The sequence below is a fragment of the Novosphingobium aquimarinum genome (genome assembly GCF_009746585.1).
Classification (GTDB): domain Bacteria; phylum Pseudomonadota; class Alphaproteobacteria; order Sphingomonadales; family Sphingomonadaceae; genus Novosphingobium; species Novosphingobium aquimarinum.
In genome coordinates this window covers 168,977-192,986 of record NZ_WRPO01000005.1, presented here as the reverse complement: position 1 = coordinate 192,986, position 24,010 = coordinate 168,977, and the positions used below count along the sequence as shown (strand labels likewise).

Genomic DNA, 24,010 nt, shown 5'->3' with positions numbered 1-24,010 from the left:
GAACTATCCCACGGCTTTGATGCCACGGAGGTATCGGCACGCCGCACGAACGCGATTGGACCCCCTTCGCCCGCACTCGTTACAAGCGAAGCCAATGATGCATGGCGCAGCGGCAGCGTGACGCCCTGCGAAAGAACGGACCGGGAGAAGGAAAGCGGATGTACGGTCGCAACGATTTGAGGGCCTCCCTCGCGACGGCAGAGTCCAAGCCCTCCCCTGAGAGCTTTCAGGGCGCCAGCTATGCCCGTTTCTATAAGCAGGACCCTCAGGAAGCGGCGGCGCACGCCAAAACCTGGCTAGTGCGCGGCCAGTCGATGATCGTTGCCTATTCCGAGGTCGAGCCTGGCGCCGAATTCGTCCGTTCCGGCCAACCCGACGAATATGCGATCGTGCTGCCGGAAGAAGGCTGCGCAGTCGAAATCGAAAGCGACGGGCAGACCTACCCGATGGAGGGCCGCGCGGTCGCCTTCGTTCCCGACGGCGACAGCATCGTGCGCGTGACAGGCGGCGGTCGAATGCTGCGCTTGTTCACAACCCAGTCTCAGGATCTGGTCGAGCAGTGCTCCAATGCCGCGGACTATCGAACGCCCGATCCGAACGTGGCCGAATTCCAGCCCTGGCCGGACCCCGTCGGTGGCCGCAAGGTGCGGATCTATTCGGGCAGCGTGCCGCCGGAACAGGGCCGCTTCGGCCGGCTCTATCGTGGCTCTACCATCATGGTGAATTTCGGCGACGGGCGCGAAGGCCCGCGCGCCGCGGACAATCTGTCGCCGCATCATCACGACGATTTCGAGCAGTACTCGATCGCGCTCAACGGCGACTATATCCACCATTTGCGCTGGCCCTGGATCAGCGATTCCAATCAATGGCGGGACGACGATCACGAACGCTGTGCTGCGCCCTCGGTCGCGGTCATCCCGCCGCCCGCGATCCACACGTCTCAGGGCATCGACCAAGGGCTGAACCGGCTGATCGACGCCTTCTGCCCACCGCGCTTGGATTTTTCGATGAAGCCGGGCTGGGTCCTCAACGCCGAGGACTACCCAATGCCGGAAACGGCCCGGATAACGGAGGACGCAGAATGAGCGACCGGATCGACAACCTGCTGAAAGGCGCCATCGACCTGCACTGCCACTCCGGCCCATCGGTCATGCCGAGACGGCTCAATCACGTCGAAGCGATCAAAGAGGGCGAAGAAGCCGGCCTGCGCGCGATCCTGTTCAAGGACCACTATTATTCGGTCACGCCCGTTGCCGCGCTGCTCGATGAAATCATGCCGGGCTCGGTGAAATTGCTGACCGGCGTGCCCCTGAACAACACCGTGGGCGGACTCAATCCCTATGCGGTGGAGCATGGCTTCAAGCTTGGTGCAAAGATCGTCTGGATGCCGACCTTCTCCGCGGCCAACCACATACGCCAGTCGCACCGCAAACAGTTCCTGCCGACCAAGGACAAGATGCTGGCCCCGACCATGCTCACTGTGGTGGACGAGCGCGGCGACTTGAAGGACGAAGTCAAACAGATCCTCGACCAGATCGCCGCCTACGACGCTGTCCTTTCCGCCGGGCACTTGCATATCAGCGAAATCTGGCCGCTTTTCGCAGAGGCGAAACGGCGCGGCGTGCAGCGCCTGCTCGTCAATCATCCGACGTTTCTCATCGGATGCAACGCTGCGGACATGGCCGAGCTGGCGAAAATGGGCGCCTTCCTGGAACACAGCTCGTGCATGTGGGCCGGTGTTCAGGGCAAGAATTACACGCTCGAAAGCCTGCGGGACTGTATCGAGGCGGGCGGCGTCGCCCAGACCATCATCGGATCGGATCTGGGACAAGTGGGCAATCCCACCCCGGTCGAGGGCCTGCGCCACGTGATCCAGATGCTGATCGACCTCGATTACACCGACACCGACATCCGCCAACTGATCGCCGGCAACGCGGCACGGCTGGTGGGTCTCGACGAAGTGGAAGCGACCGACCAGGCCGAGCGCGTCGCCGAGCGGCAGGGCGCAATCTGAATTCAGGAGCTGACGGGATGACCGAATACGCGATGCTGATCGACGGGGATCGCGTCCAGGGTGCAAGCACCTTTGGCGTGGTCAACCCGGCAACGGGACAAGTCTTTGCCCAGTGCCCCAAGGCCGACGAAGCGCAGCTCGAGCTTGCGGTCGGCGCGGCCCGCCGTGCGTTTCCGGGTTGGGCCGCCACTCCTATCGACGAGCGTAGCAGGCTGGTTGGCGAAGTCGCCAATGCCATGGAACGGCGGATCGATGAATTTGCGGCATCGTTGACGGCCGAGCAAGGCAAGCCGCTCGATCAGGCGCGCGGCGAGGTCATGGGTTCGATCGGCGTCATGCGCGCATTTGGCGCGATGCGGCAGGAACCGCGTAAGTTGATGGAAGAAGCCGGCAAGCGAGTGACCGAATATCGGCGCCCCCTAGGCGTGGTGGCTGCGATCGTCCCGTGGAACTTCCCGCTCATCCTGCTCGTGAACAAGTTCGCGCCGGCGCTGGTTTCGGGCAATACGATCGTGATCAAACCCGCGCCGACCACGCCGCTTACGGCGCTGCTGTTTGCGGAGGTCTGTAGCGATATAATTCCCGCCGGCGTGGTCAACGTGATCTGTGACGAAAACGAGCTGGGCGGCAAGCTGACCGCGCATCCCGAGGTCGACAAGATCTCCTTTACCGGGTCCACCGAGACCGGCCGTAAGGTCATGGCCTCTGCCGCGGCGGGCCTGAAACGCATCACACTCGAACTGGGCGGAAACGACGCTTCGATCGTGCTCGACGACGTCGACCCCAAGGAAGCGGCGGGACAGGTCTTTGCTGGCGCGATGCGCAACGCGGGCCAGATCTGTGTCGCGATCAAGCGCGCCTATGTTCCTGCAACGATCTACGATGAATTCTGCGAAGAGCTGGCGCGTCTCGCGAAGGAGGCCATCGTCGACGATGGTGCCAAACAGGGCGCGCAGATCGGGCCTTTGCAGAACCGGCAGCAGTTCGAAAAAGTCTCGGATCTTCTCGACCGGACGCGGGAGCACGGTCACATCATTGCAGGCGGATCCGCGCTCGATCGCGAAGGCTTTTTCATTCCGCCGACCATCGTGCGCGACATCGATGATGATGCCCCCCTGGTGCGCGAGGAACAGTTCGGTCCGGTCCTGCCGGTCTTGAAATATGATGATATCGACAGCCTGATCGAACGGGTCAATCGTTCCGAATACGGCCTGGGCGGCACCATCTGGAGCCGCGATATCGACCGTGCGACTGAAGTCGCCCTACGCATCGAAACGGGCACGATCTGGATCAACCAGCTGATGGCGATCGATCCTCGCATTCCGTTCCGCGGGACGAAGCAATCGGGCATCGGCGTGGAAGGCGGGCTGGAAGGCTTTCACGAATATACGCAGGCGCAAGTGATCAACGCCGCTGTGCCTGCGTGACGCACGCAGCCTAAAAGAAATAGAGTCTCAAGCCCGTATCGGAAATGGCGCGGCGCACGGCTGCGTCGGGCACGATGCGGTAGAATAGGGCCAGCGCCTTTCCGTAATCCATCGTGTCCTCGCACCCGACATAAGGCGCATCGCTGCCCCATAGCAGGCGTTCCGGACCGGCTTCCGCCAGAAGGCGGGCGGCATACCCAGGCAATTCATCTTGCGGCAGGCGAAACCCAGCGGACACCTTGATCCATGTCCGGCCATTCGCAAGAGAGGAAAGCGCCGCGCGAAACCCGGCGCCCTCCATGCCGTCCTCGGATCGCAGCAAGCCGAAGTGATCGACGACGATCTTTACCCCGCTCTTGGCCAGACTCGGGATCATCCGTGAGAGTTGGGGCCCCGACAGATTCAGTTCGAGATGCAGGTTCGCATCCGCAAGCCGCGTCACGAAGCGGCGAAACCGATAGCCCTCGAGATCCGGCAACTCCACCGAGGGTGCGATCTGGAACCGTACGCCGCGAACGCCCGCGGTATAGAGCCGCGCCATATCCTGCGGCGAAGTATCAAGATCGAGCATGACCGTGGCGCGGAGCCGGTCGTAGCGATCCAACACCGAAAGCGTATAGTCGTTATAGTCGCCATAAAGGCTTGCCGCAGTGATCACCCCGAAAGACACGCCATGCCTATCGAGGTCGGCGAGGTAGCGCTCTACCGGATATTCGTAATCCGGCCGAGCCCAGGCGTTATCCGTGAAGGGCATGGCACTGGTAAAGACGTGGCAGTGCGCATCGATGATCGGCGGCTCCGGGGACGACACTGTCACGCCTCCTCGCGCAGAAACATCGCGCGGCCATTTGTCGACAGCACCTTGTGCCGATCCCGTTCGGACAAGCGGGATGTGGCGGCCACGGCCTCTGCGACGAGCGCGGGAAATAGCATTTGCGTGTTGCCCACATCCGAACCCCACATGACCCGGTCCGGACCCACAAGATCGGTCAATCGGGTAAGATATTCCGATGGATCATAACCATTTGCGCGCCAGCGATTGATATTGATCTGAGTGAATTTCAACGAAATATTTTCTAGGGCGACAATGGCTTCCAACGGACGATCCTCCTGCGCCGTGCCGCTGCCCGCCCAGCCGCAGTGATCGATCGCGATCGGCACTTCGGGGAAGGTCTTGGCCAGCGTCACGATGGAGGCGATCGCGCGCGCGGTGACAGTGCCGGGCACGTACATCACGACCATCGCCATGCCCGCGTTCGCGACCGCGCGCCATGTCTCCAGCGCCGGTCCGGAGTCGAGCCAGGGGTAGGTTCCATCTGCGTCGGGCTGGCCGAACAATCGCAAGCCAGTGACATTGTGCGCCCTACCCAACCGGGCGATGTGATCGGGTGTGCCGGGATCGGCGGCGGGCAGCATCACCACGGTTCCGGTCATGTCGCGGTTCCGATCGCCCACCTCGATCGCATACCGGTTATCGGTCTTGTAGACCGAGTTGTACTGCACCGCGGCGCCGCCCGACACGCCGCATTCCCGCCAAAGCGCCAGCAGTGTCTCTTCGTCCAGAGGATCTGCTGCGATGCGCTTGCGAATGGCCTCCTCCCCTTCCCGCGCTCCCGTCACATCGATGGGATAGCGCGCGCAATCGGAAGAGAAGAAATGGGCGTGCGCGTCAAACAGCTCTGGCTGCGCGCTCGTCATCGGACACTCCTACTGCAGGGCCACCGCTGCTCAGATCGCGCAGCGCGATGCGGTTTGCCAAATGCATCGTGACTGCAGGAATGACGGCAATGGCAGAAAAGATAAAATACGTCGCCATGCGGTCGAAGCCGGCGCTCAGAAGGAAGCCTCCGATCATCGGCCCGATGATGGCGCCGATACGCCCGAAGCCGACGACGAAGCCCATTCCGGTATTCTGCACCGATGGCGGGTACATGATCACCGTGACGAGGAAGATCCCGGTATAGGCGCCCACGACGAAGAACGTCGTGATACCCGCCATAGCCAACAGAAAGATCGGGTTCGGGGGCTGAAGCCCGAATATCACCAAGGTCACCGCTGCGCAGGCGAAGAAGATCGCAGTCAACCGCCCCTCGCCTGCCTTGCGCGCCCATAGACCCATGGCGAGGTGACCGAGCGATCCGCAGGCACCGGTGATCATGCCGCTGGCCGCCGCCAGAGTGGGCGAGAGGCCGGCGTTGTTCAGGATCGTCGGCTTCCAGTTCATCAGGAAGTAGCCGACGATCGCATACGTCAGCGATGCGACCCACAGCAGGATCGTGCGTTGACGCAAGTCGCCGGCCAGCAGGAGCTTCATCTTGCCGCCGGCCTTCTCCGATGCGGATTGCGTTATCGGACTGACGAGTTCGGCAAGCGAGGGAATGCGCATCCGATCGCCGATACGGTTCAATTTTAGGAGATCCGATGGGCGCCGGCGGGTGGCGAGGAATACCGGCGACTCGCCCAGCAGGAAGATCGCCCCGAAAAACACCACGAAATTGAGGGCGCCGGCAGCGAAGAAGATCGAACGCCACCCGATCGTTTCCAACACAAGCGCGGCGATCCCGCTTCCGAGAATCATCCCCAGGGTAAAACCCATGTGCAGCACTGCCAGACAGATGTTGCGCCTCTCGCGACTGGCATATTCGGCCACTGTGGTGTTGAGGCAGACGACCAGCGTGCCGAGCGCAATTCCGGTGACGAACCGCAGAACCAGCAGCTGCCATATCGCCGTTGCAAGACCGGTTACCGTCAGCGTAAGCGCGAGGCAGGCAACGGCCCCGATCATGACAGGCCGACGTCCGATCCTATCTGCCTGCGGCGCGACGACGAAGGCGCCTACCGTCAGGCCAACCGCGGCCGCACTGAAAAGCGCCCCCATCATGGCGGGATCGATCGTCCACTCGCGCGACAGCACCGGAGCAGCCAGCGCCAGCGAGACGACGTCAAACCCGTCGGTCACATTAGCCAGGAAGCACAAGGCTATGACCATGTACTGATAGGGGCTCATGGTGTCGGGCGACCATGCGCCCTGATCTGGTTTCGGACCTGCCAATTTTATCTCTCCCAGCGCTGCTTAACGTGGACCACCCATCCGGCCCAATGTCAAATTCTATTCGTTTTTGTATAATCCCACTTGCAATAGACAAATGTGTGAAATAATCACCGGCCATTCGGGATTAGGCAACGCGAAGAACGCCCCTGACCTCGATCCGCACGGGCAAGGCAGTGATTGCGATCCTGTCCTGATCGTCTTTTTGCGGGCCTAGCCTAACGATGACCTGGGAGGTTTACGGGATGTCCATCGCTACAGAATCAATGGGTCTATCGATGGCGCGCTGGATGCGCCATGCAAGCGTGGCAGCCCTTGCGCTGGGTACGCTGGTCGCCGCGCCGGCAATCGCGCAGGAGACGGATCCGGCAATCGCCGAGGACGCAAATGCGGACACGACCGGCAATACGGCGCCGGCTTCTGCCGAAATCCTGGTAACGGGATCGCGGCTTGGCCAGGGCTTTACTGCGCCCACGCCGATCACGACGATCAGCGAACAGCAGATCGAAGACCGCGCATTTGGTGCGGTTGCAGAGCTGGCCGCCGACATTCCGCAACTTCGCATGAACTGGAATATCGGGCGCTCGTCGGAACCGGTGGGCCAGAACCAACCCGACCTTCGTGCGCTCGGCCGGGAAAAGACGCTCGTCCTGCTGGACGGGCGCCGCCTTGCCGCGACCAGCCCGTTCGGCGGAATCGACACCAATATCTTCCCCGTGGCCTTGTTGAACGGCGTCGAAGTCGTCACCGGCGGCGCCTCGGCGGCCTATGGCTCCGACGCCGTCGCCGGCGTGGTCAATTTCTCGCTCGACAAGAATTTCGACGGCTTGAAGATCGATGCCTCCTACGGCGAGTCCAAATATGGCGACTTCAAGCGGCCGATCCTGTCGGCCGCGTTCGGCAGTGGGTTGATGGACGATCGCCTACGCGTGACGGTATCGGGCGATTTCTATCGCAATACCGGACAGACTCGCGTCGATTCTCGGCCCTGGGGCCGCGGCCAATCCGTCTTGTTCACCAACCCCGCGGGTTGCTGCGATACGCTGCAGCAAATCGTCGATGGGGCGACCTTTTCGAAAATGACGTTCGGGGGTCTGATCGTCGAACCCGCCAGCAGCCCGCTCTACGGCATCCAGTTCGGACCCGGCGGCACACCGCAACCGTTCCAGTTCGGCGATCTGGTCGGCCCCGTTTTTCAACTGGGTGGCGATGGCGTGAACGTCGGCGACCTCAGCAACATCGGCGTTTATATCACCCGCTATTCCGGGTTTGGTCGCCTGTCGTTCGAGGCTTCGGACACGGTGAGCCTATGGGCCGACGTCCTGGTCAGCCACGTCGACGTGGAGTCCGATCTGGCCCCGAACTACGACAATGGCAATCTCACGATCAAACGCGATAACGCCTATCTGCCGCAATCGATCAGAGACATCATGGACGCGAACAATCTGTCGTCGTTCAAATTCGGCAGGATCCAGCTTTTCGACGACGGCGAAGCCGAGAACAATTCCAAGACCGATGTCAGCCGCTACGCGATCGGAGCGAAGGGCAGTTTCGGGGGCTGGGAGTGGGACGCTTACGGCCAGATCTCGCGCAATTCGTTTTACCAGGAATCGGTCAACAACCGCGTCGAAAGTCGCTGGTTCAACGCCGTGGATTCCGTCATCGATCCCAATACGGGCCAGCCGGTCTGCCGTATCAATGCCGATGCCAACCCGAATAACAATGATCCTGCGTGCCAACCGGCCAACGTCTTTGGCGTCGGATCGATCAGCAATGCTGCGCTCGATTACTATCGCGGCACTTCCTTCTACGATGCCGACATGGATCAGGATGTTGTCGGCCTGAACTTTCGCGGTGAGCCCTTGTCGACCTGGGCCGGCCCGGTAGCCGTGGCCTTTGGCGGCGAGATGCGCCGAGAAAAGATCGTCTCGGTCTCCGATCCGATTTCGGAAGCCCGGGGCTGGCGCTCGATCAATCAGCAGTCTTTCAGCGGCAAGATCAACGTCAAGGAAATCTATGGCGAAGTCCTTGTTCCGTTGCTGAAAGACAAGCCGTTTGCCGAGAACCTGGAAGTCAATGCCGCGGTCCGATACGCCGACTACAGCTCCAGCGGCGGTGTTGTGCCCTGGAAAATCGGCGTAAACTATTCGCCGGTGCGGGGCTTGCGCTTCCGCGGCGTCAAGTCGCGCGATATCCGGGCGGCAAACGTCTACGAACTGTTTTCGGGGCAGAACCAGGTTATTCGCGGCGAGAATGATCCCCGGTCGAACGGCACCAATGGGATCCCGCCATCCTACTTCATAACATCACTGACGGGAGGAAACCCCGATCTGGATCCGGAGAAGGCCGATACGCTGTCGTTCGGCGTGGTCTATCAGCCAGTCTTCGTGCCGGGATTGAACCTCTCGATCGACTACTACAAGATCAAGATCAAGGATGCGATCACCACGCTTCCTTCGGGGACGATCATCAGCAACTGCTTCGAGCAGAACATCCAAAGCTATTGCGATTTCATCACGCTGGGTTCGGATAACCTGATCCAATCGGTCCAGGCGACTTTGATCAACGCCAATGTCGCGGGTACCTCGGGTATCGATTTCGAAGCATCCTACCGCCGTGACATCGGCCCCGGGACGTTCGGAACGCGAGTGATCGTCAACTGGGTGGACAAGCTCTATCTCGGAACCGAGGGCGGCACGGTCGATTACGTCGGCGATCTTGCGACCGACTACGCCGGACAGCCGGAGTGGAAGGCGAACCTTGATCTCACTTACGATCTCGACCGCTTCAGGGCGGGGCTGTTCTTCCGCTATCTTGGCGGCGGCAAGTTTCGGTCCTTCTATGTCGACGACGTGAACCTGCCGGCGGATCAGAACAACATCGACGGCCGCCTCTACACGAACATCTCGGCAGCCTACAAAATCACCGACGCCGTCGAGCTATACGGCAAGATCGACAACCTGTTCGACGTCGATCCGCCGATAGCGCCCAACTTCATCGTGCAGCCCACGATCGCCAATTCGCAGATGTTCGACAAGATCGGCCGGTATTATGTCGGAGGAATCCGCGTCCGCTTCTGACTCTCGCTTTTCGCGGGCCGGGCAAGGGGGGCTTGGTCAACGATGGGGCATCGCCGCACTCACGTCGGCGATGCCCCTGTCGCTCCGATAACAGGACCCTTCGTTCGATGACTGCAAGCAATCCTGCGCAAACTTCTCCGGCCGAAGTGATTTTTGCCACCCGGATGAGTTTCTACCAGTACGCCGTCGTGGCTTTGTGCGTGCTGGTCTATGCCGCCGATGGCGTCGACGTCGTCACGCTGGCTTATGCAGGCCCCGTGATGATCGCGCAGTGGGGCATTTCGCCGGAAGCCTTCGGCGCTGCCTATACCGCGACGCCCGTGGGAATTGCGGTGGGTTCGGTCTTCCTGTCGCCGCTTGCCGATCGGATCGGGCGCAGGCCGATGATGATCGGAATTCTCGGGGCGCTATGCGCACTACTGCTGGCGACGGCCGTCGTGCCATCCTTTGCGGTGCTGTTGGTGTTGCGTTTCCTGACGGGCGTTTTGCTTGGCGCGCTGGTCGTGTTGCTGAATGTCACTGTCGCCGAATTCAGCGACGCGAAGAAGTCCAACCTGCTGGTGGGAATTCTGCATACCGGCTATTCGCTCGGCTCGATGATTTGCGGCGGCCTCGCCGCTGTCCTGATCGAGCCCTATGGCTGGCGCTCGATCTTCTTCGCCGCGGCTGCGCTGAACTCTCTCAGCTTCGTGCTCGCCTGCTTCATCATGCTGGAATCGCCTGGCTACCTCGTAGCGCGTCGCCCGAACAATGCGCTGGAGCGACTGAACGCGGTCTTCCGGCGGATGGGCAAACCGCAATTCGATGCGCTTCCCCCGCGACCGGAACAAACGGGTTCGCAAAAGCGCGGCGCCATCCCACGCGCGATGTGGATTTCGACTGGCTTGCTCTGCCTAGCCGGTTTCAGTTTCACGGTCAGCGGGGCCTTCATGGCCGCATTCAAGCCACAGATCCTGGAAATGGCCGGAATGGACATGACCCACATCGGGCTGACCGGCATGACCGCTTCTGCCGCGGGTATCCTCGCCCACATCTCGGTCGGTGCCTTGGCCCGCAAAGCAGGCGAAAGGCGGATCGCGAATATCTTTCTGCTGGCAACTGCAGCGGCGCTGATCGTGCTGGGCCTCGTACCGACCGGGGCGACGGCCGGGCTGATCGCCGCAGCCGCCGTGTGGGGTTTCTTCAACGTCGGCAGCTACACCGCGATCATCCTGGTGAACCTGAACCATTATCAGGCAGACCTGCGCAACACCGGACTTGGCGTGATGATGGGAGTCGCCAGGATCGGCGGCATCGTCGGGCCATTGCTCGGCGGCTTTGTGATCGGCGCCGGGTTCGATCGGCTTACGGTGCTTGTCCTGTTCGCCGCCGTGCTCGCCCCGCCTGTATTGGCGGTGGCGTTGCTTTCCTTTCTTTCTCCAAAACCGGAGCAGACCCGATGACGGGAGTAATAGGCGTGACGTCCAGACTGATACTGATTGCCGGCCTTGGTGGCTGCATGCTGACTGTAGCGTGCGCCGACCCTACGCCGGATAAAGGGACCGAACCTTTGGAAACATCGGCTTCCGGAGCCATTGTCCCGGCAGAGCCAGAGCCGATCGCAAGCGCCGTTCCCGCTGGGGAAGCCGGCGAAGATATCGCCGAGCCGTCGCCATCGCCATCGCCATCGCCATCACTAGTGTCATCGCCAGTGCCATCGCCCACACCTGCTCCGGCCGAGCGCATTCAGGTCGTGCAGGTCGATGTGAAGCCGATGGCCGCTCCACCAGCCTTCGCCACCTGCAAGGCCTGCCACTCGGTCGACAAGGGCGGTGCGGCCGGTGTCGGACCCAATCTGCATGGTGTGTTCGGTGCCAAGGCCGGGTCAAAGCCCGGCTACGCCTATTCCGATGCGATGGCGTCTTCCGGCCTCGTCTGGACGCGCGCCAATCTGGGCAAATATCTTGCCGATCCCGTCGGGACCGTACCAGGCACGAAAATGGGCATTCCGGGTATCAGCGACGCGGCCCAACGCACCCGTGTGATCGACTACCTGGAGAGCTTGAAATGAACATTCGGTCAGTCATTATCGGCACGGCCCTGCTCGCTACAGCTCACGCAGCGGTCGTAGCCCAGACGCTCCGCCCGGCGCTCGATTACGCCAGCGCCGCCACGATCCGCGAGACGTGCCTTGCGTGGGCCGGGGAGCGCGGCATGAAGGCCGCGATCGCGGTGCGCGATCCGCGCGGCATGTTGGTGGCTTACGCACATCTCGACGGAACGAGCACCGCAGCAGGGGAAGCCGCGCTTTGGAAGTCCGATTCCGCGTCTCGCTTCGGCGCCGCGACGGCAGATCTCGCGAAGTTAAACCCACCGGCCAATATGCCCGCCGTCGCCACGATCCGCGGCGGTGTTCCGATCTACACGAAAGACGGGGTTCTTCTGGGCGGGGTCGGCGTGTCGGGCATGAAAAGCGAAGACGATGCCGCCTGCGCCAGCGCCGGAATTGAGGCGGCGGGGCTCGTGCCCGCCCGCCCCTGACTGCGCATCAGTACGCGCCCATTTCCTTCAGCGCTTCCGAAGCCAGTGCCCAGCTTTCCACCCCGCCGGCAACGCCGATATAAAGCGTCGTCTGCAACAGCACTTCGCGGATGTCGTCTTTGGTCGCGCCGTTCTCGATGGCGCATTTCGTCATGCGCTTGACCGGAATCTGGCGATTGAGCGCGGCACAAACCGCCAGAGTGATCAGGCTGCGTTCGCGCAGGGTCAGCCCTTCGCGTGTCCAGGTCTCGCCGAAGCAGGCGGTGGTGACGAAGTTCTCCAGCGGCGCGGTGAAGTCGTCCGCCTGGTCCAGCCGCTCGATACTCGCATCGCCGAACAGTTCGCGGCGCATCTCACGGCCTTTCTGAAACGAAGGATTATCGGTGTTCAAGGTCATGAGCTGTGCTCCGTTGTCGCGATGGTGTTTCGAATAGCTTCTCCCAGCGCGCGCATTTCGCCGCGCGTGGGCTCGGAAAAGCGAAGGGCGCGCAGGAAGCCATGCGGCATCCTTGCAGCAGTCGCCGTATGCACAGGCACTCCGGCATCCGTCAGCCGCGCCGCAAATTCCACGCCTTGTTCGTAAAACGGGCAAGCCTCGGCGTGTAGCATGACGGTCGGCGGCAGCGCCGAAAGGTCCGGCGTGCGTAGTGGTGGCGGGCCATCGAGTGGGTCGCGCCTGTCGCATTCGGCGAAAGTCTCGAGAATGGCCTTCAGAACAGCGGGCGACAGAACCGAACCGGCCCCCAGCTCATCAGGCATGCTGGCGGGATCGCAATCGAACAGCCCATAGATCAGCGCGAGGCAAGCGATGGGCTGTGACCGAAGTGGACCCAGTGCAAGCATCGTGGCAATGAAAGCCCCGGCGCTATCTCCGGCTAACCCGAGACCATCCGCCTCGAAGCCCAGCAATTGGCAATTGCGCAAAGCCCATTCGAAAACCTTGGCGCCCTCTTCCACGATCTCTCGCGGCGAAGCCTCGGGCAAACGCCGATATCCCACGCTGATGATTAGCGTGCCGCTTGCCTCGGCCAAGCCCATCGCCAAGCAATCGAATGTCTCGATGCTGCCGGACGTAAAACCTCCGCCATGGAAATAGACCAGCCCCGCACCGCTTGCCGCTTGCGGACGATAGAGACGCACAGGCGTTTCCGCCCCGCCCCCCACCACATACGTATCGGTCACGCGCATGCCGGCCGGTCTCGCGATGCCGAGCCGCCACGCTTCCCGGTCTGCGACCAGCCGCTGGCCTTCGGGCGAAGATCCGCCGTCGGCGCGCATTGCCGCTACCGCATCGAGATACTCGGCAATCCCTTCCGGTAAGTCCGCCGCGTCGTTCACTTGTTCAATTCCAGAGGTTCCGGGAGGCAAGTTCCGCCCCTTCGACGAGAGCGGCAAGCTTCGCCCATTGCACCTCGGGATGCACGCGAGCCATGTTCCAGCCTTGCGAAAATCCGCAGTCGGTTCCCGCGATCACGTTCTCGCGCCCGACAACGCTCGCGTAATTGCTGATGCGCCAGGCGACCAATTCGGGGTGTTCGACGACATTGGTTTGATGGCTGATCACGCCGGGGACCAAGATCTTGCCGTCGGGCAGTTTCACGTCCTTCCAGACCATCCATTCGTGCTCGTGGCGCGGATTGGCTCCCTCGATCACATAGGCCTGTGCCTTGATCTTGAGGATGATGTCGATGACTTCGGTCAGCGGCACGTCGGTGGTGTGCGGGGTATTCATGCTGCCCCAGCACATATGGTAGCGCACCCGGTCTTCGGGGATGTCGCGCAAGGCATGGTTATAGGCTTCGACTTGCCGTTCCGAGGCGCGGCGAAGGTCGTCCGGCGTGGGATTGGGATTGCCGGGCAGGACCTGATTGCGCGCGGGCAGTCCGAGGTCGAGCTGCACGACGAACCCGGCGTCGACGATCGCCTTGTATTCCACGTGCATTGCATCGGCGAGGTCGTAGAGATAGGCGCTCTCGCTTTCGTACACCTCGCCCGCATCGGCATCGTCGCGCGCCGGCGTTGCGGACGGCATGAAGGCTTCGACGAAATCGTGCCCTTCAAGTGCGACCGCGTAATTGTCGAGATCGCGCTGAAGGTCGGCCTGGCCAACATACGTGATCGGTTCCACGACACGGCAACGCGGCAGCGGCGCGGCGGCGGCAGCGGCGGCCTTGTCCGGATCGAGTTCGGGCGGCATCCACATCGTTTTGTACATGGCGTTGTATTGCTGCATGAACCCGGGAAATTCGTCGCTCAGCTTGGCGTAGTACGCGCCGCGCTGCTCCGGCGGAACTTTCTCCAGCCCCCCGAGCCGTTCGATCACGTAATTATGAAAGCTCGGCTTCGAGATCTCGCCATCGCTGGGAATATCGATGCCGATCTCGGCCTGCTTAGCCACGACATCACGCACGCCCTGCGCCACGTCGGCGCGGAATTGCTCGCCGTCGATGTTCTCTCCGAGCGCGGCATGCATCATATGCTGCAATACGGGCAAGGGGCGGATCAGACTGCCAACATGCGTGGTCAGTATGCGGTCGGTGCTGCGCCTCACATCGTCTCCTGATATCGATTGTCTTACCAATGCTTCGGCAACCCGACAGAAGCCTTGGGAGGCCTCGGCATTAGTAGCTTGGCTTATAAAAATGTTTGTGCCATGTTGAATGGTGTTTGTAAATAGCGACTCCCGCCGACCTTCGCCGAGCAGCGAGGGCAGCTCTCAAGAAGGTCGCTAAAGGGAGATCGGAATGTTCGATTACTCGGTGAAGACGAAGCTCGAGGCAGGGCAAGTCGTCTTCGGAAGCTTCGTGAAACTCGACGCTCCGGCCGTCGCCGAAGTATACGGACTGTCGGGGTTCGATTTCACGATCATCGATGCCGAGCATGGCTGCTTCTCGCACCAGTCGATAGAAAACATGATCCGCGCCGGAGAGCGAGTCGGGATCAGCAGCGTGATCCGTACGCAGGACGCCGCAGAAGCCACGATCCTGCACGCGCTCGACAGCGGCGCGAGCGGGATCCAGGTGCCGTCCTTGAAAACCGCCGACGAAGTGGCTGAGGTCATTCGCATGGCCAAATACTGGCCCGAGGGCGAACGCGGTTCCGCCCGTGCCTGCCGCGCCGCCGGATACGGCACGTCCGGCCCGGACTACCAGGAAAAGGCCAATCGCCACACGCTGGTATGCGTCCACGTCGAGAACAAGGAAATGGTCGAACAGGTGGATGCTCTGTGCCAGCTGGATCAGCTTGACGTCTTGTTCATCGGACCGGGCGATCTTAGCGAGTCTCTGGGGCATCCCGGCAACGCCAGCCACCCGGACGTGGTCGCCGCGATCGATCGGGTGATCGAGGTCGCCGCCGGACGAAAGCACATCGGGACCGTGGTCGCCAGCGCCAAATCGGCGGAAGACTATATTGCTCGCGGCGTGAAATACCTCGCCTGGTTGTCGGATCTTGGCCTGCTACGCGGCGCGCTCAATGCCGCGTCCAGCCAATTCGAGGGGCTGCGCAAGGCCTGATCGTTCGCGGTCTGGCCAAGAAAAAGAATTTGAAGAGAGGGCTGATATGAAAAGACCGGCTGGCGGGCGCGGAAAGCAGTTGAAGGCGGTGGCACCGCTGCTCGACGAGCTGACCGAGGACATCCTCTACGGGAAAGTCTGGGAGCGGGAACAGCTTTCGCCCCGCGACCGCAGCCTCATCACCATAAGCTGCCTGATCGCGCTCGATCGCAGTCAGGTGAAGGGGCACCTCCAGTACGGGCTCGACAATGGCCTCACGGTCGAGGAACTGGGCGAGGCGATCGCGCACCTCGCGTTCTATGCCGGCTGGCCCTGCTCGGTTTCGGCGGCGCGCCAGCTGCTCGAAATCGTGGATGACGGCGATGCAGACGCCAAGGGCGCGTCGTGACCGACACGGCTCAACCGGGCACCGCTCCAGATATCGAGACCTTCCTCGACAACGTTCCCTTCTCGCGCTTCCATGTAAAAGTCATGGCGCTCGGTGCGCTGGCCATGCTGGTCGATGGTTTCGATCTCGGCGTGCTCAGCTGGGTCTTGCCGATGGTCTCAGACGATTTCGGGGTGAAGCGTGTGGACCTGACCTGGGTCATCTCGATGCAGATGATCGGTATGGCTCTCGGCGCCTATTTCATCGCGCCGCTGGCCGATCAGGTCGGGCGCAAGAAGCTCGTCATGATCGCCATGCTGGGCGTATCGGTCTGCTGCTTCGTGACGATCCTGACGCAGACCGTTTTGCAGCTGGCCATTGCGCGCCTCGTCACCGGCATGTTCGCCAGTGCCGTCATCGCCAACATGGTCGCCTTGTCGTCCGAACTCGCGCCTGCGCGCCAGCGATCCACCGTCGTCACGGTCGTTCTCGCCGGCGCAATGCCGGGAGCCATCCTCGGTTCTCTGATGCAGGCCTTCCTCCTCGAACCGTTCGGCTGGCATGTCGCATTCTGGCTTGGTGGCGTGATGCCGCTCCTGCTGCTTCCCCCCTTGCTGATGTTTCTGCCTGAATCGCCCAAGTTCCTTGCGACGCGCAACCCGGCTGACCCCCGGCTTCGCGCGATTGTCGCGTCGCTTTCGCCCGGCGGGTCTCCAGCAGCCTTCACCGTGCCGGACAAAGCGGAGGGCAGTGTCTCCAGCTTGCAACGCGTCCGGGAATTGTTCGCGCCCGGCCTGGCTTTGCCGACGACACTGCTCTGGCTCGGCTTTCTCGGCTCGTTCGGCTTCATCAGCGCGGCAACGTGGAAGACCACGGTGTTTCGCGATCTCGTCGGTCTCGGCTGGCAGAACGTGGGCATCACCACGGGTATCGGCGTTGTCGCCGGAGCGATCGGCATGGTCACCATCGGCGTGACGATCGATCGCTATGGGTTCAAGGCGATCGTGCCGACCTATTTCCTCATCGCCGCTGCGGCGGCGATCGGCATGGCACTGCTCGCGCCCGGATGGGGCATGTACGTGGCACTGGCGATCAACGCCCTCACCCAACATGCCGCGCACGCCGGACTCGCCTCGATCGCCTCGTCGCTTTACCCCACCCGCAATCGCGCGACCGGCGTCGGCCTGGCCTATGGCGCGGGTCGCGCCGTTTCGGTCATCGGGCCGTTTTACGGCGCCCTCGCACTGGAACATGGCTGGGGCGCGCTGGGCTATTTCTTCCTGCTCGCAGGCCCCCTCGCTTGCGCTGGCGTGATGCTGCTGATCCTCCTGACCGTGAGGCCGATCCAGGCGGCGGGCCGTGTCGCGGCGCACTGAGTACGCACGAACCGACCCGTCTCCCAGCTCAGACGCGCTGGACGCCTGACCGAGCGAACTCGCGGGAGAATTCGCCCTCTGCTTCGCCGAAATCGTCTTCAGCCATGTCTGAAAGGAGGCGCGAAAGAAGGTCGCGAAGGGTGGCTTGCTCCGTCTCGTCCAGTGAAGAAAGCACACTCGCCTCGACCGCACGCGATTGCCCACGGCACTCGGCGAGCACGCGTTTCCCCTCATCGGTCAGACGAAGTTCGAGAAGCTTGCGGTTCGTCTCACTGTTGCGGCGCTCGATCAGGCTCTTGCGCTCCAGCGTTGCGACCTGTTTGATCATGGTCTGCGGCTTGACGTCGTACAGCCGCGCCAGCTCGGCCGACGACATGCCGGGGCTGGTCGACAGCGTGGTCAGGATGCGAAACTGCACCGCCGTGATGCCAAGCGGCTGGAACACGTCCTCGAGCCGCAGATAAGCCTTGTACTGCACCTGTTTGACGAGGTGCAACAAGGACGGAGAAGATGCGGATGACGCTGCTTTGGCCGACATGGGCGCTTACTGTAGGATCACGCGCCCCAAGTCCAGCAGTCGCAGCGCTCGCGCTAAGCAGAGCTTAGCGGCCGGCTTTGAGCCTCTCGCTCGCGATCGCCGCACCATCGGCAAGGGCCGACAGTTTGGCCCAGACGATCTCGGGATGACCCACTCGGGAGCCGATGCCGCAATCGGTGGCGCCCTGGAGATTCTCCATGCCGACGATACGCCCGAAGTTCATCAGGCGCTCGGCCACGAGTTCGGGGTGCTCGACCAGGTCCGTGTGGTGCCCCACGACGCCCGGCGCGATGATCTTGCCATCGGGCAGCTTGTGCTCTTCGAACACGTGGTACTCGTGCGCGTGCCGCACGTTGCTTGCCTCGAAGGTGTAGCATTGCGCGTCGATCTTGAAGAGCAGATCGACGATGTGACGGAATTCGATGTCGTTGGTGTGCGGACGATGGCCCGAGCCCCAGCACATGTGAAACCGCACCAGTTCGGACGGCAGCCCCGCGATGGCGTGGTTGATCACCTCTACCGCAAACTCGAGGTAACGACGATAGTCTTCGACCGACCAGTCGGGATAGAACATCCACGTCGTGGCGAACTCGGGCTCGTCCAGCTGCACCACCAGCCCGGCGTCAGTGATCGCCTTGTATTCCTCGCGCATCGCTTCTGCGACCGCGAACATATAGTCCTCCTCGCTGTCGTAGAATTCATTGCGCGCACCGGCGCCGGCACTGAGCGGCCCCAGCGCGGCAATGAAGCCGTCGACGCCTTCACGCCCTTCGAGACCCTTCTTGAGCGCGGCGATATCGGCCGCGATCGCATCCTGCCCGACATATTCCAGCTTCGCGGTGCAGACCTTTTCGTTCGGTCGCGGTTGAGGCACTTTGCCCGGCGTCATAAAACCGGGGCGCACCGGCCCGCCGGCCCCGGCGAACCAGAGACCCGATTCAAAGAATCCGGGAAAATCGCGCTTGTCGCGCTCACCCGGCCCCGCGCGCTTGGGGGCGACGCCGGGCTGCTTGGCCCGCATCTCCCACCCTTTGACGCGCGCATCGATATACCCGGTGTAGCTGCCCATGTTGGCGGCCTTGACGTACTCGCCGTCGTTGATGACATCGAGGCCGCACTCGATCTGTTTCTCGACCACTTCGTTCACCGCCTTCGGAAGGCGTTCCTCGATCGCCGCGCCATTGCTATCGGCATCGACCAGAAGTTCGTCGAGATCGGCCGGGCGCGGCAGATTGCCGCCGTGCGTGGTCAGAATGTGGTCGGTCGAGCGGCGCATACGATGTCCTCTTTTTCCCTTGGAATATCACGCTGCTCAGTGGCGGCGCGTGAATTTCTGCAATTGATGGCTGGCGTGGCGCTCATCGATCCAGCCCGGACGAAGCGCGAAGCTGTAGGTCACCTCGGCGACATAGACGTCGCCGTGGCTGTCGACTGCAATGCCATGGGGCGCGATGAATTGTCCCTCGCAATGCCTGTTCTCCGACGATCCGCCCCAGCGGTCCATTAAACGACCATCGGCATCGAGCACTGTCACGCGCCCGGCCCGATCCTGCATCATCTCTCCATGCACGAAACTCTTCTTGCCCTTCGGCCGCCAGAGTTCGGCCACGTAGATCATGCCGTCGGCATCGATGGCCAGGTCGCACGGGCGCTGCACGTCGGTCCAGCATTCAAGGAAAGCGCCCTCGGGCGAAAAGACTTGGATACGATCGTTCTCGCGGTCGCAGACGAGCACCCGGCCGCTGGCGTCGCACGCAATCCCGTGCGGCAAATGGAACTCGCCGGGCCCTGTGCCAATCTCACCCCATGAGCGGATCAAATCTCCGTCGGCGGAGAAATGGTGGACGCGGCAATTGCGATAGCCGTCCGCAACATAAAGATCCCCATTCGGCGCGACCGCGACATTCGTGCAGCCGTTGAAAGGCCCGCCCGGGTAGCCGATACATTCGCAAGCGTGGATCTCGATTTGGTCCTTGCGCTCGTAACCCGTGTCCGAAGGCTGCCCGGGCACGCCGAGAGTCATGATCGGGTCGCCCTCCGCCGTAAAAACTCGGATCGAGTGGTCCATGTTATCGACGCAATAGACGCGGCCGTCCGGCCCGACAGTCAAGCCATGGGCCATGGTAAAAATGCCTTCGCCCCACGACCGGATAAACCGCCCGTCCGGGTGATAAATCATCACGAGATTCGGGTGGCGCGTGAAAAGATAGACGCGGTCGTCCGAGTCCACGGCGACGGCGGCCACATCCTTGTGCTCAAACCCGGCAGGTGTCTGTTCCCAGTGCAGGTCGGGATCGAAAGACGGCAATTGCACGACAGCCCCCAGCTTGCTCTCCTGTTTTTTCGCGTCATTCCGGATCGTCATCCCATCCGCCGCGCCGGCTATGCCAAATCCGATATTCGTTTGCAAATGTATAATGCCGTCTGTTAAAGGTGATCGAAACTAGAGCTGTTCACTCGCCTACTCCGGGCTTCGACAGCGGGCAGGAGAGGATTGGGATGACCGCACAGGATGCGAACCGGGTCAACGTCGACACCTTTCTCGACAATCTGCGGTTCAATCGCTTTCACCTGACTGTCCTGGTGCTCTGCACGTTCCTTGCCGCGATCGATGGATATGAGCTCTACATCGTCGGCTGGGTGCTTCCCGATCTTGCAGATGATTTCGGGGTCGCGCGCACGGACATCACTTCGGCGATGATCGCGCAGCAAGTCGGAATGCTGCTCGGCGCATTCGTGATCCCGCCCCTGGCCGACAAGTTTTCGCGCCCCAGGGTTCTTCTGGCGTGCTATGCCGGAATGGCGCTCAGCGCCTTTGCCATCATCCAAACCACCTCGCTCGTTCCCTTTACCGCGATGCGGTTCCTGGCTGGCCTGTGCGGAACGGCCATGATCCCGATCCTCGTGACCATCGTTTCCGAAACCGCGCCGACACGCCTGCGCGCGACGATGAGCACCATCACCGTATCGGGCACGATGATCGGCGCCTTGATGGGGGCGCTGATGCAGGGGTTCATCCTCGAACCGTTCGGCTGGCGCGGCGGGTTCTGGGTGGCGGTGATCCTTCCGACGCTGATGCTGCCTCTGATCTGGTTCTTCCTGCCGGAGTCGCTGCGTTCGCTGGCCGCGCGCAATCCCGATGATCCGGCGATCGATACGCTTGCGCAACGCATGGTGCCGATGGGCGCGCCCCCCGTCTCGGTCTATGCCGAGCCGCGCGATGTCACGAGCAAGCAGCGTGGCATCGTTTCCGATATCTTCGGCAAAGGCAAAACGCTCAAAACGCTTCTGATGTGGGCGGTGGCCATTTCCAGTTTCGTGTTCATCACGGCGGGGGTCTGGAAAACGACGATTTTCAAGGACGTGATCGGGCTCGATTGGCAGGCCGTGGCGGCGATCAACGCCACCAACACGATCGCGGGATTCATCGGCATGCTGACCATCGGCGCCTTTATCGACCGGTTCGGGTTTCGTACGGTAATGACCGGGACGTTCGCGATCGCGGCCGTCGGCGCTTCGATGATCGGGGTGCTAGCGCCGGGCATCGGCATGTATGTCGCCGTCGCGATCATGGCGATCTTCCAACACGGCGGCCAGGCGGGGATCGCAGCCATGGCGGCGGCGCTCTACCCGCCAAGCCACCGCGCGACCGGCGTCGGCTGGGCTTACGGCGCGGGTCGCATCGCCTCGATCTTTGCGCCTCTGTTCGGCAACGTCGTGCTGGACGGCAACTATGGGCCTGTCGGGATTTTTGCCCTGCTCGCCGTGCCGCTCGCTTCGGGCGCGCTGTTCTCATTTCTCCTGATGTCGTTGCCCAATGCGCCAAAGATCACGAGGGCCAATCTCAGGCATGGCTGATGCGAAGCCGGCATTGCGCGATGGTCCGCGCGTGGATACCCACGCCCACGTGTTCGACGCCGGCATGCCGTTCGCCGATGCGGCGCATTCCCGACCCGACTACGCTTATCCCGTCGAGGCTTGGCTGGCCGACATGGCGAGTCATGGCGTCAGCCACGGCGTGATCGCCGCCGCCAGCCTGTTCGACGATGACAACGCCTATACCCTTGGTGTCCTGGCTCGGCATGCCAACTTGCGCGGCACGGTCCTAACCGACCCCTCGATCGAGAAGGCCCGGCTTCGCACCATGGCGGAAGGCGGTGTGGTCGGCGTCCGGCTCGTCTGGCGTCGCCGCGACAGCTTTCCGGACCTCGCCAGCGATCCCTGGCGTAGTCATTTGCGCGCCTTGGCTGACTGCGGACTGCATGTCGAACTGCTTGCCGCCGTCGCCCGATTGCAGGACCTGTTGCCCGCACTGGCTGGCAGCGGTGTGCGGGTCGTCGTCGATCACTTCGGCGTTCCTACAGGCACGCCTGCCGAAATCGCCAAAGGCCTCGATGCGATGCTGACGGCGGGGCAAGGCGGCAATTGCTGGGTGAAGCTGTCTGCGGGTTTCCGGCTGGAGGAACAGGTGGCGCAGCAGGTCACCGATCGGCTGGTTGCGGAACTGGGTGCGGAGCGGCTGCTCTGGGGCAGCGACGCGCCCTTCATCAATCACGAAGCCGCCGTCGACTACGGCTCGGCCATCGCGCTTTATCGTCGCCTCGTCCCCAATGCCGAAACCCGCTCGGCGATCGACCTAACGGCGATGAAACTGTTTTTCGAAGGAGGGAAATCCGCATGAATCGCCGCGAACGGGCCATCGCCACGGCCGAGCTGGAAATGGGCCTCGCCGATTTCTGGCACGACGTCGATACCAATTGGGGGCGCCGCGCGGGCGAATATTACGCACCCGAAGGCGTCTACCGTTCCGGCAAGCTGAACCTGGAAGGCCGCGAAGCGATCGAGGGCTTCTATTCCTGGCGCGAGGATCGCGGCGAGCGCGTCGCCGTCCATGCCTTTTCGAATTTTCGCGCGGAATTCGGCGATGACGGCACGGCGACGGCGAATTGGTACATGCTGCTATGGGCAGAAGATGGCGCGGCCCCGCGAGAAAGCAGTGCACCCACGCGGATCAGCCGCGCGACCGAGAGGTTTCGTTGGGACGAGGAAGAGATGCGCTGGCTCTGCACCGAGCGCTTGCTGGAAAACCTCTACAAGGGCGGCGCGCAGCTGAATTTCAGCTCCTAGCGACCCTCGGCAGGTCCGCGGCGGGCGAACAACCGCGCTCCAGTGTCGTGCAGCACAGCGCGGCGCTGCGCTTCAGTCAATTCGGCCGTCGCAGCCTTGGCGCGCTCGACCATGCTTTCGAACGTTCCTTCGGTGTTGCCGAAATCCGATCCCCACATGATCCGGTCCGCACCGTAGAGTTCGACCAGGCGCTTCACGAAAGCGGGGGCCGGCACACCCGCATTTTCGAGCTGGTTGAGGTTGATCGTGGTGAGCTTGAAATAGATGTTGGCACGCGCGGCCAGGGCGCGATGGGCATCGCCCATGCCGTAGTCTGGAGCCCCTTGCGCAGCCGGCCAGCCGCAATGGTCGAGCACGATGGCAAGGCGGGGAAATCGATCCGCCAACTCGCCGATACGCCCCAGCGCGACCGCGCTCGGTTTGCGACCCGGCAAGTACATCAAGACGACGGCGATACCGAGCCGCTCTGCCGCGGACCACGTAGCCAGCGCGGCTTCGCTCTCAAAGTAAGGATACCGGCCTGCCTCATCGGGAAATCCCGTCATCCGTACGCCGCGAATACCATGCTCGCTCGCCATGTCGGCCAGCACTTGCGGCGTCGCGCTATCCTGCGGATCGAGAATGACGACCGCGCTGATCCGGTCCGGCGCCGCGTCGCTGACATCGAGAAGATACCGGTTATCGGTTTTGTAGGCGCTGTTGTACTGAACGCCCGCACCTCCGGCCACGCCGTTCACTGCCCAGCTGGCCAAGACCACGTCCGGGGTCGACGGCCTGTCCATGATGCGGCGGCGCAGCACATCCTCGCCCTCACGCGCGCCCGTGGTATCGATCGGGTAGGTCACAATGTCGTCGCTGAAGAAATGGGCGTGCGTATCGTACAGCATTACCGGGCTCCGGGATGACGTCGCGCAGCCACCCAGGGCCAGAACCGCGCCAAGAACAAGCGAGATAGGGGCCAACCGCGTTGCGCCGCCCCCGATGCAGCGGGCCCCCG

23 protein-coding genes are annotated in these 24,010 nt (G+C 62.4%); 13 read left to right on the top strand and 10 right to left on the bottom strand.

The window, feature by feature from the left end:
* Window positions 1-158: 158 nt before the first annotated feature.
* From GQO94_RS07765 to GQO94_RS07755, 3 genes are read left to right on the top strand one after another with little or no spacing between them, the layout of a single operon-like run.
* Window positions 159-1,085: a hypothetical protein gene (locus GQO94_RS07765; RefSeq protein WP_156840566.1), complete on the top strand. Its 927-nt coding sequence runs from the start codon at window positions 159-161 to the stop codon at window positions 1,083-1,085.
* Window positions 1,082-2,014: a DUF6282 family protein gene (locus GQO94_RS07760; RefSeq protein ID WP_156840565.1), complete on the top strand. Its 933-nt coding sequence runs from the start codon at window positions 1,082-1,084 to the stop codon at window positions 2,012-2,014. The genes GQO94_RS07765 and GQO94_RS07760 overlap by 4 nt, the downstream gene beginning before the upstream one ends.
* 17 nt (window positions 2,015-2,031) lie before the next feature.
* Window positions 2,032-3,441: an aldehyde dehydrogenase family protein gene (locus tag GQO94_RS07755; protein ID WP_156840564.1), complete on the top strand. Its 1,410-nt coding sequence runs from the start codon at window positions 2,032-2,034 to the stop codon at window positions 3,439-3,441.
* Window positions 3,442-3,451: 10 nt separating this feature from the next.
* Here the strand turns inward: GQO94_RS07755 and GQO94_RS07750 are convergent, their stop codons facing one another.
* From GQO94_RS07750 to GQO94_RS07740, 3 genes are read right to left on the bottom strand one after another with little or no spacing between them, the layout of a single operon-like run.
* Window positions 3,452-4,252, bottom strand: coding sequence for an amidohydrolase family protein (locus GQO94_RS07750; protein WP_156840563.1), 801 nt, complete (start codon window positions 4,250-4,252; stop codon window positions 3,452-3,454).
* Between the two features lie 2 nt (window positions 4,253-4,254).
* Window positions 4,255-5,139 carry an amidohydrolase family protein gene (locus GQO94_RS07745; RefSeq protein WP_156840562.1) on the bottom strand — a complete coding sequence of 295 codons (885 nt, stop codon included), beginning with the start codon at window positions 5,137-5,139 and terminating at the stop codon, window positions 4,255-4,257.
* A complete protein-coding gene (locus tag GQO94_RS07740) occupies window positions 5,111-6,493 on the bottom strand; it encodes an MFS transporter (protein WP_156840561.1) in 1,383 nt (460 codons plus the stop codon). The genes GQO94_RS07745 and GQO94_RS07740 overlap by 29 nt, the downstream gene beginning before the upstream one ends.
* A gap of 275 nt (window positions 6,494-6,768) precedes the next feature.
* Between GQO94_RS07740 and GQO94_RS07735 the strand changes: the two genes are divergently transcribed.
* From GQO94_RS07735 to GQO94_RS07720, 4 genes are all read left to right on the top strand, one after another.
* On the top strand, window positions 6,769-9,570 hold the full coding sequence (locus GQO94_RS07735; RefSeq protein ID WP_232332824.1) for a TonB-dependent receptor domain-containing protein: 2,802 nt from the start codon (window positions 6,769-6,771) through the stop codon (window positions 9,568-9,570).
* Window positions 9,571-9,677: 107 nt separating this feature from the next.
* Window positions 9,678-11,012 carry an MFS transporter gene (locus tag GQO94_RS07730; RefSeq protein ID WP_156840560.1) on the top strand — a complete coding sequence of 445 codons (1,335 nt, stop codon included), beginning with the start codon at window positions 9,678-9,680 and terminating at the stop codon, window positions 11,010-11,012.
* Between the two features lie 248 nt (window positions 11,013-11,260).
* Window positions 11,261-11,620 carry a c-type cytochrome gene (locus tag GQO94_RS07725; protein ID WP_232332823.1) on the top strand — a complete coding sequence of 120 codons (360 nt, stop codon included), beginning with the start codon at window positions 11,261-11,263 and terminating at the stop codon, window positions 11,618-11,620.
* Window positions 11,617-12,090: a GlcG/HbpS family heme-binding protein gene (locus GQO94_RS07720; protein WP_156840559.1), complete on the top strand. Its 474-nt coding sequence runs from the start codon at window positions 11,617-11,619 to the stop codon at window positions 12,088-12,090. Before GQO94_RS07725 ends, GQO94_RS07720 begins: the two co-directional genes overlap by 4 nt.
* A gap of 7 nt (window positions 12,091-12,097) precedes the next feature.
* Here the strand turns inward: GQO94_RS07720 and GQO94_RS07715 are convergent, their stop codons facing one another.
* From GQO94_RS07715 to GQO94_RS07705, 3 genes are read right to left on the bottom strand one after another with little or no spacing between them, the layout of a single operon-like run.
* Window positions 12,098-12,487 carry a carboxymuconolactone decarboxylase family protein gene (locus GQO94_RS07715; RefSeq protein ID WP_156840558.1) on the bottom strand — a complete coding sequence of 130 codons (390 nt, stop codon included), beginning with the start codon at window positions 12,485-12,487 and terminating at the stop codon, window positions 12,098-12,100.
* Complete coding sequence (locus GQO94_RS07710) at window positions 12,484-13,428, bottom strand: alpha/beta hydrolase (RefSeq protein ID WP_156840557.1); 945 nt, start codon at window positions 13,426-13,428, stop codon at window positions 12,484-12,486. The genes GQO94_RS07715 and GQO94_RS07710 overlap by 4 nt, the downstream gene beginning before the upstream one ends.
* A gap of 4 nt (window positions 13,429-13,432) precedes the next feature.
* On the bottom strand, window positions 13,433-14,641 hold the full coding sequence (locus GQO94_RS07705) for a cobalamin-independent methionine synthase II family protein (protein WP_156840556.1): 1,209 nt from the start codon (window positions 14,639-14,641) through the stop codon (window positions 13,433-13,435).
* Window positions 14,642-14,834: 193 nt separating this feature from the next.
* Here GQO94_RS07705 and GQO94_RS07700 point away from each other — a divergent pair, with 193 nt between their 5' ends.
* Genes GQO94_RS07700 through GQO94_RS07690 form a run of 3 tightly spaced genes read left to right on the top strand, consistent with a single transcriptional unit; the run spans window position 14,835 to window position 17,348 of the window.
* On the top strand, window positions 14,835-15,605 hold the full coding sequence (locus tag GQO94_RS07700) for an HpcH/HpaI aldolase family protein (protein WP_156840555.1): 771 nt from the start codon (window positions 14,835-14,837) through the stop codon (window positions 15,603-15,605).
* Between the two features lie 46 nt (window positions 15,606-15,651).
* On the top strand, window positions 15,652-15,993 hold the full coding sequence (locus tag GQO94_RS07695) for a carboxymuconolactone decarboxylase family protein (protein WP_156840554.1): 342 nt from the start codon (window positions 15,652-15,654) through the stop codon (window positions 15,991-15,993).
* Entirely contained in the window at window positions 15,990-17,348 is a 1,359-nt protein-coding gene (locus GQO94_RS07690) for an MFS transporter (protein ID WP_156840553.1), read from the top strand. Before GQO94_RS07695 ends, GQO94_RS07690 begins: the two co-directional genes overlap by 4 nt.
* Window positions 17,349-17,376: 28 nt before the next feature.
* On the opposite strand, the gene GQO94_RS07685 is transcribed toward GQO94_RS07690, so the two are convergent.
* The 3 genes from GQO94_RS07685 to GQO94_RS07675 form a co-directional block, all read right to left on the bottom strand.
* A complete protein-coding gene (locus GQO94_RS07685) occupies window positions 17,377-17,886 on the bottom strand; it encodes a MarR family winged helix-turn-helix transcriptional regulator (protein ID WP_156840552.1) in 510 nt (169 codons plus the stop codon).
* A 64-nt stretch (window positions 17,887-17,950) separates the two neighbouring features.
* A complete protein-coding gene (locus GQO94_RS07680; RefSeq protein ID WP_156840551.1) occupies window positions 17,951-19,162 on the bottom strand; it encodes a cobalamin-independent methionine synthase II family protein in 1,212 nt (403 codons plus the stop codon).
* A gap of 36 nt (window positions 19,163-19,198) precedes the next feature.
* Window positions 19,199-20,296 (bottom strand): peptidyl-alpha-hydroxyglycine alpha-amidating lyase family protein, encoded by a 1,098-nt coding sequence (locus tag GQO94_RS07675; RefSeq protein WP_156840550.1) that lies wholly within the window; start codon window positions 20,294-20,296, stop codon window positions 19,199-19,201.
* Between the two features lie 89 nt (window positions 20,297-20,385).
* On the opposite strand from GQO94_RS07675, the gene GQO94_RS07670 reads away from it, so the two are divergent.
* The 3 genes from GQO94_RS07670 to GQO94_RS07660 are packed head-to-tail and all read left to right on the top strand — an operon-like array spanning window position 20,386 to window position 23,013.
* Complete coding sequence (locus tag GQO94_RS07670; protein ID WP_156840549.1) at window positions 20,386-21,744, top strand: MFS transporter; 1,359 nt, start codon at window positions 20,386-20,388, stop codon at window positions 21,742-21,744.
* Window positions 21,737-22,567, top strand: a complete 831-nt coding sequence (locus GQO94_RS07665; RefSeq protein WP_198045864.1) for an amidohydrolase family protein — start codon at window positions 21,737-21,739, stop codon at window positions 22,565-22,567. Before GQO94_RS07670 ends, GQO94_RS07665 begins: the two co-directional genes overlap by 8 nt.
* Window positions 22,564-23,013 carry a nuclear transport factor 2 family protein gene (locus GQO94_RS07660; protein ID WP_156840547.1) on the top strand — a complete coding sequence of 150 codons (450 nt, stop codon included), beginning with the start codon at window positions 22,564-22,566 and terminating at the stop codon, window positions 23,011-23,013. Before GQO94_RS07665 ends, GQO94_RS07660 begins: the two co-directional genes overlap by 4 nt.
* Here the strand turns inward: GQO94_RS07660 and GQO94_RS07655 are convergent.
* Window positions 23,010-23,900 (bottom strand): amidohydrolase family protein, encoded by an 891-nt coding sequence (locus GQO94_RS07655; protein ID WP_156840546.1) that lies wholly within the window; start codon window positions 23,898-23,900, stop codon window positions 23,010-23,012. The two genes, GQO94_RS07660 and GQO94_RS07655, sit on opposite strands and share 4 nt — an antisense overlap.
* Window positions 23,901-24,010: the final 110 nt, after the last annotated feature.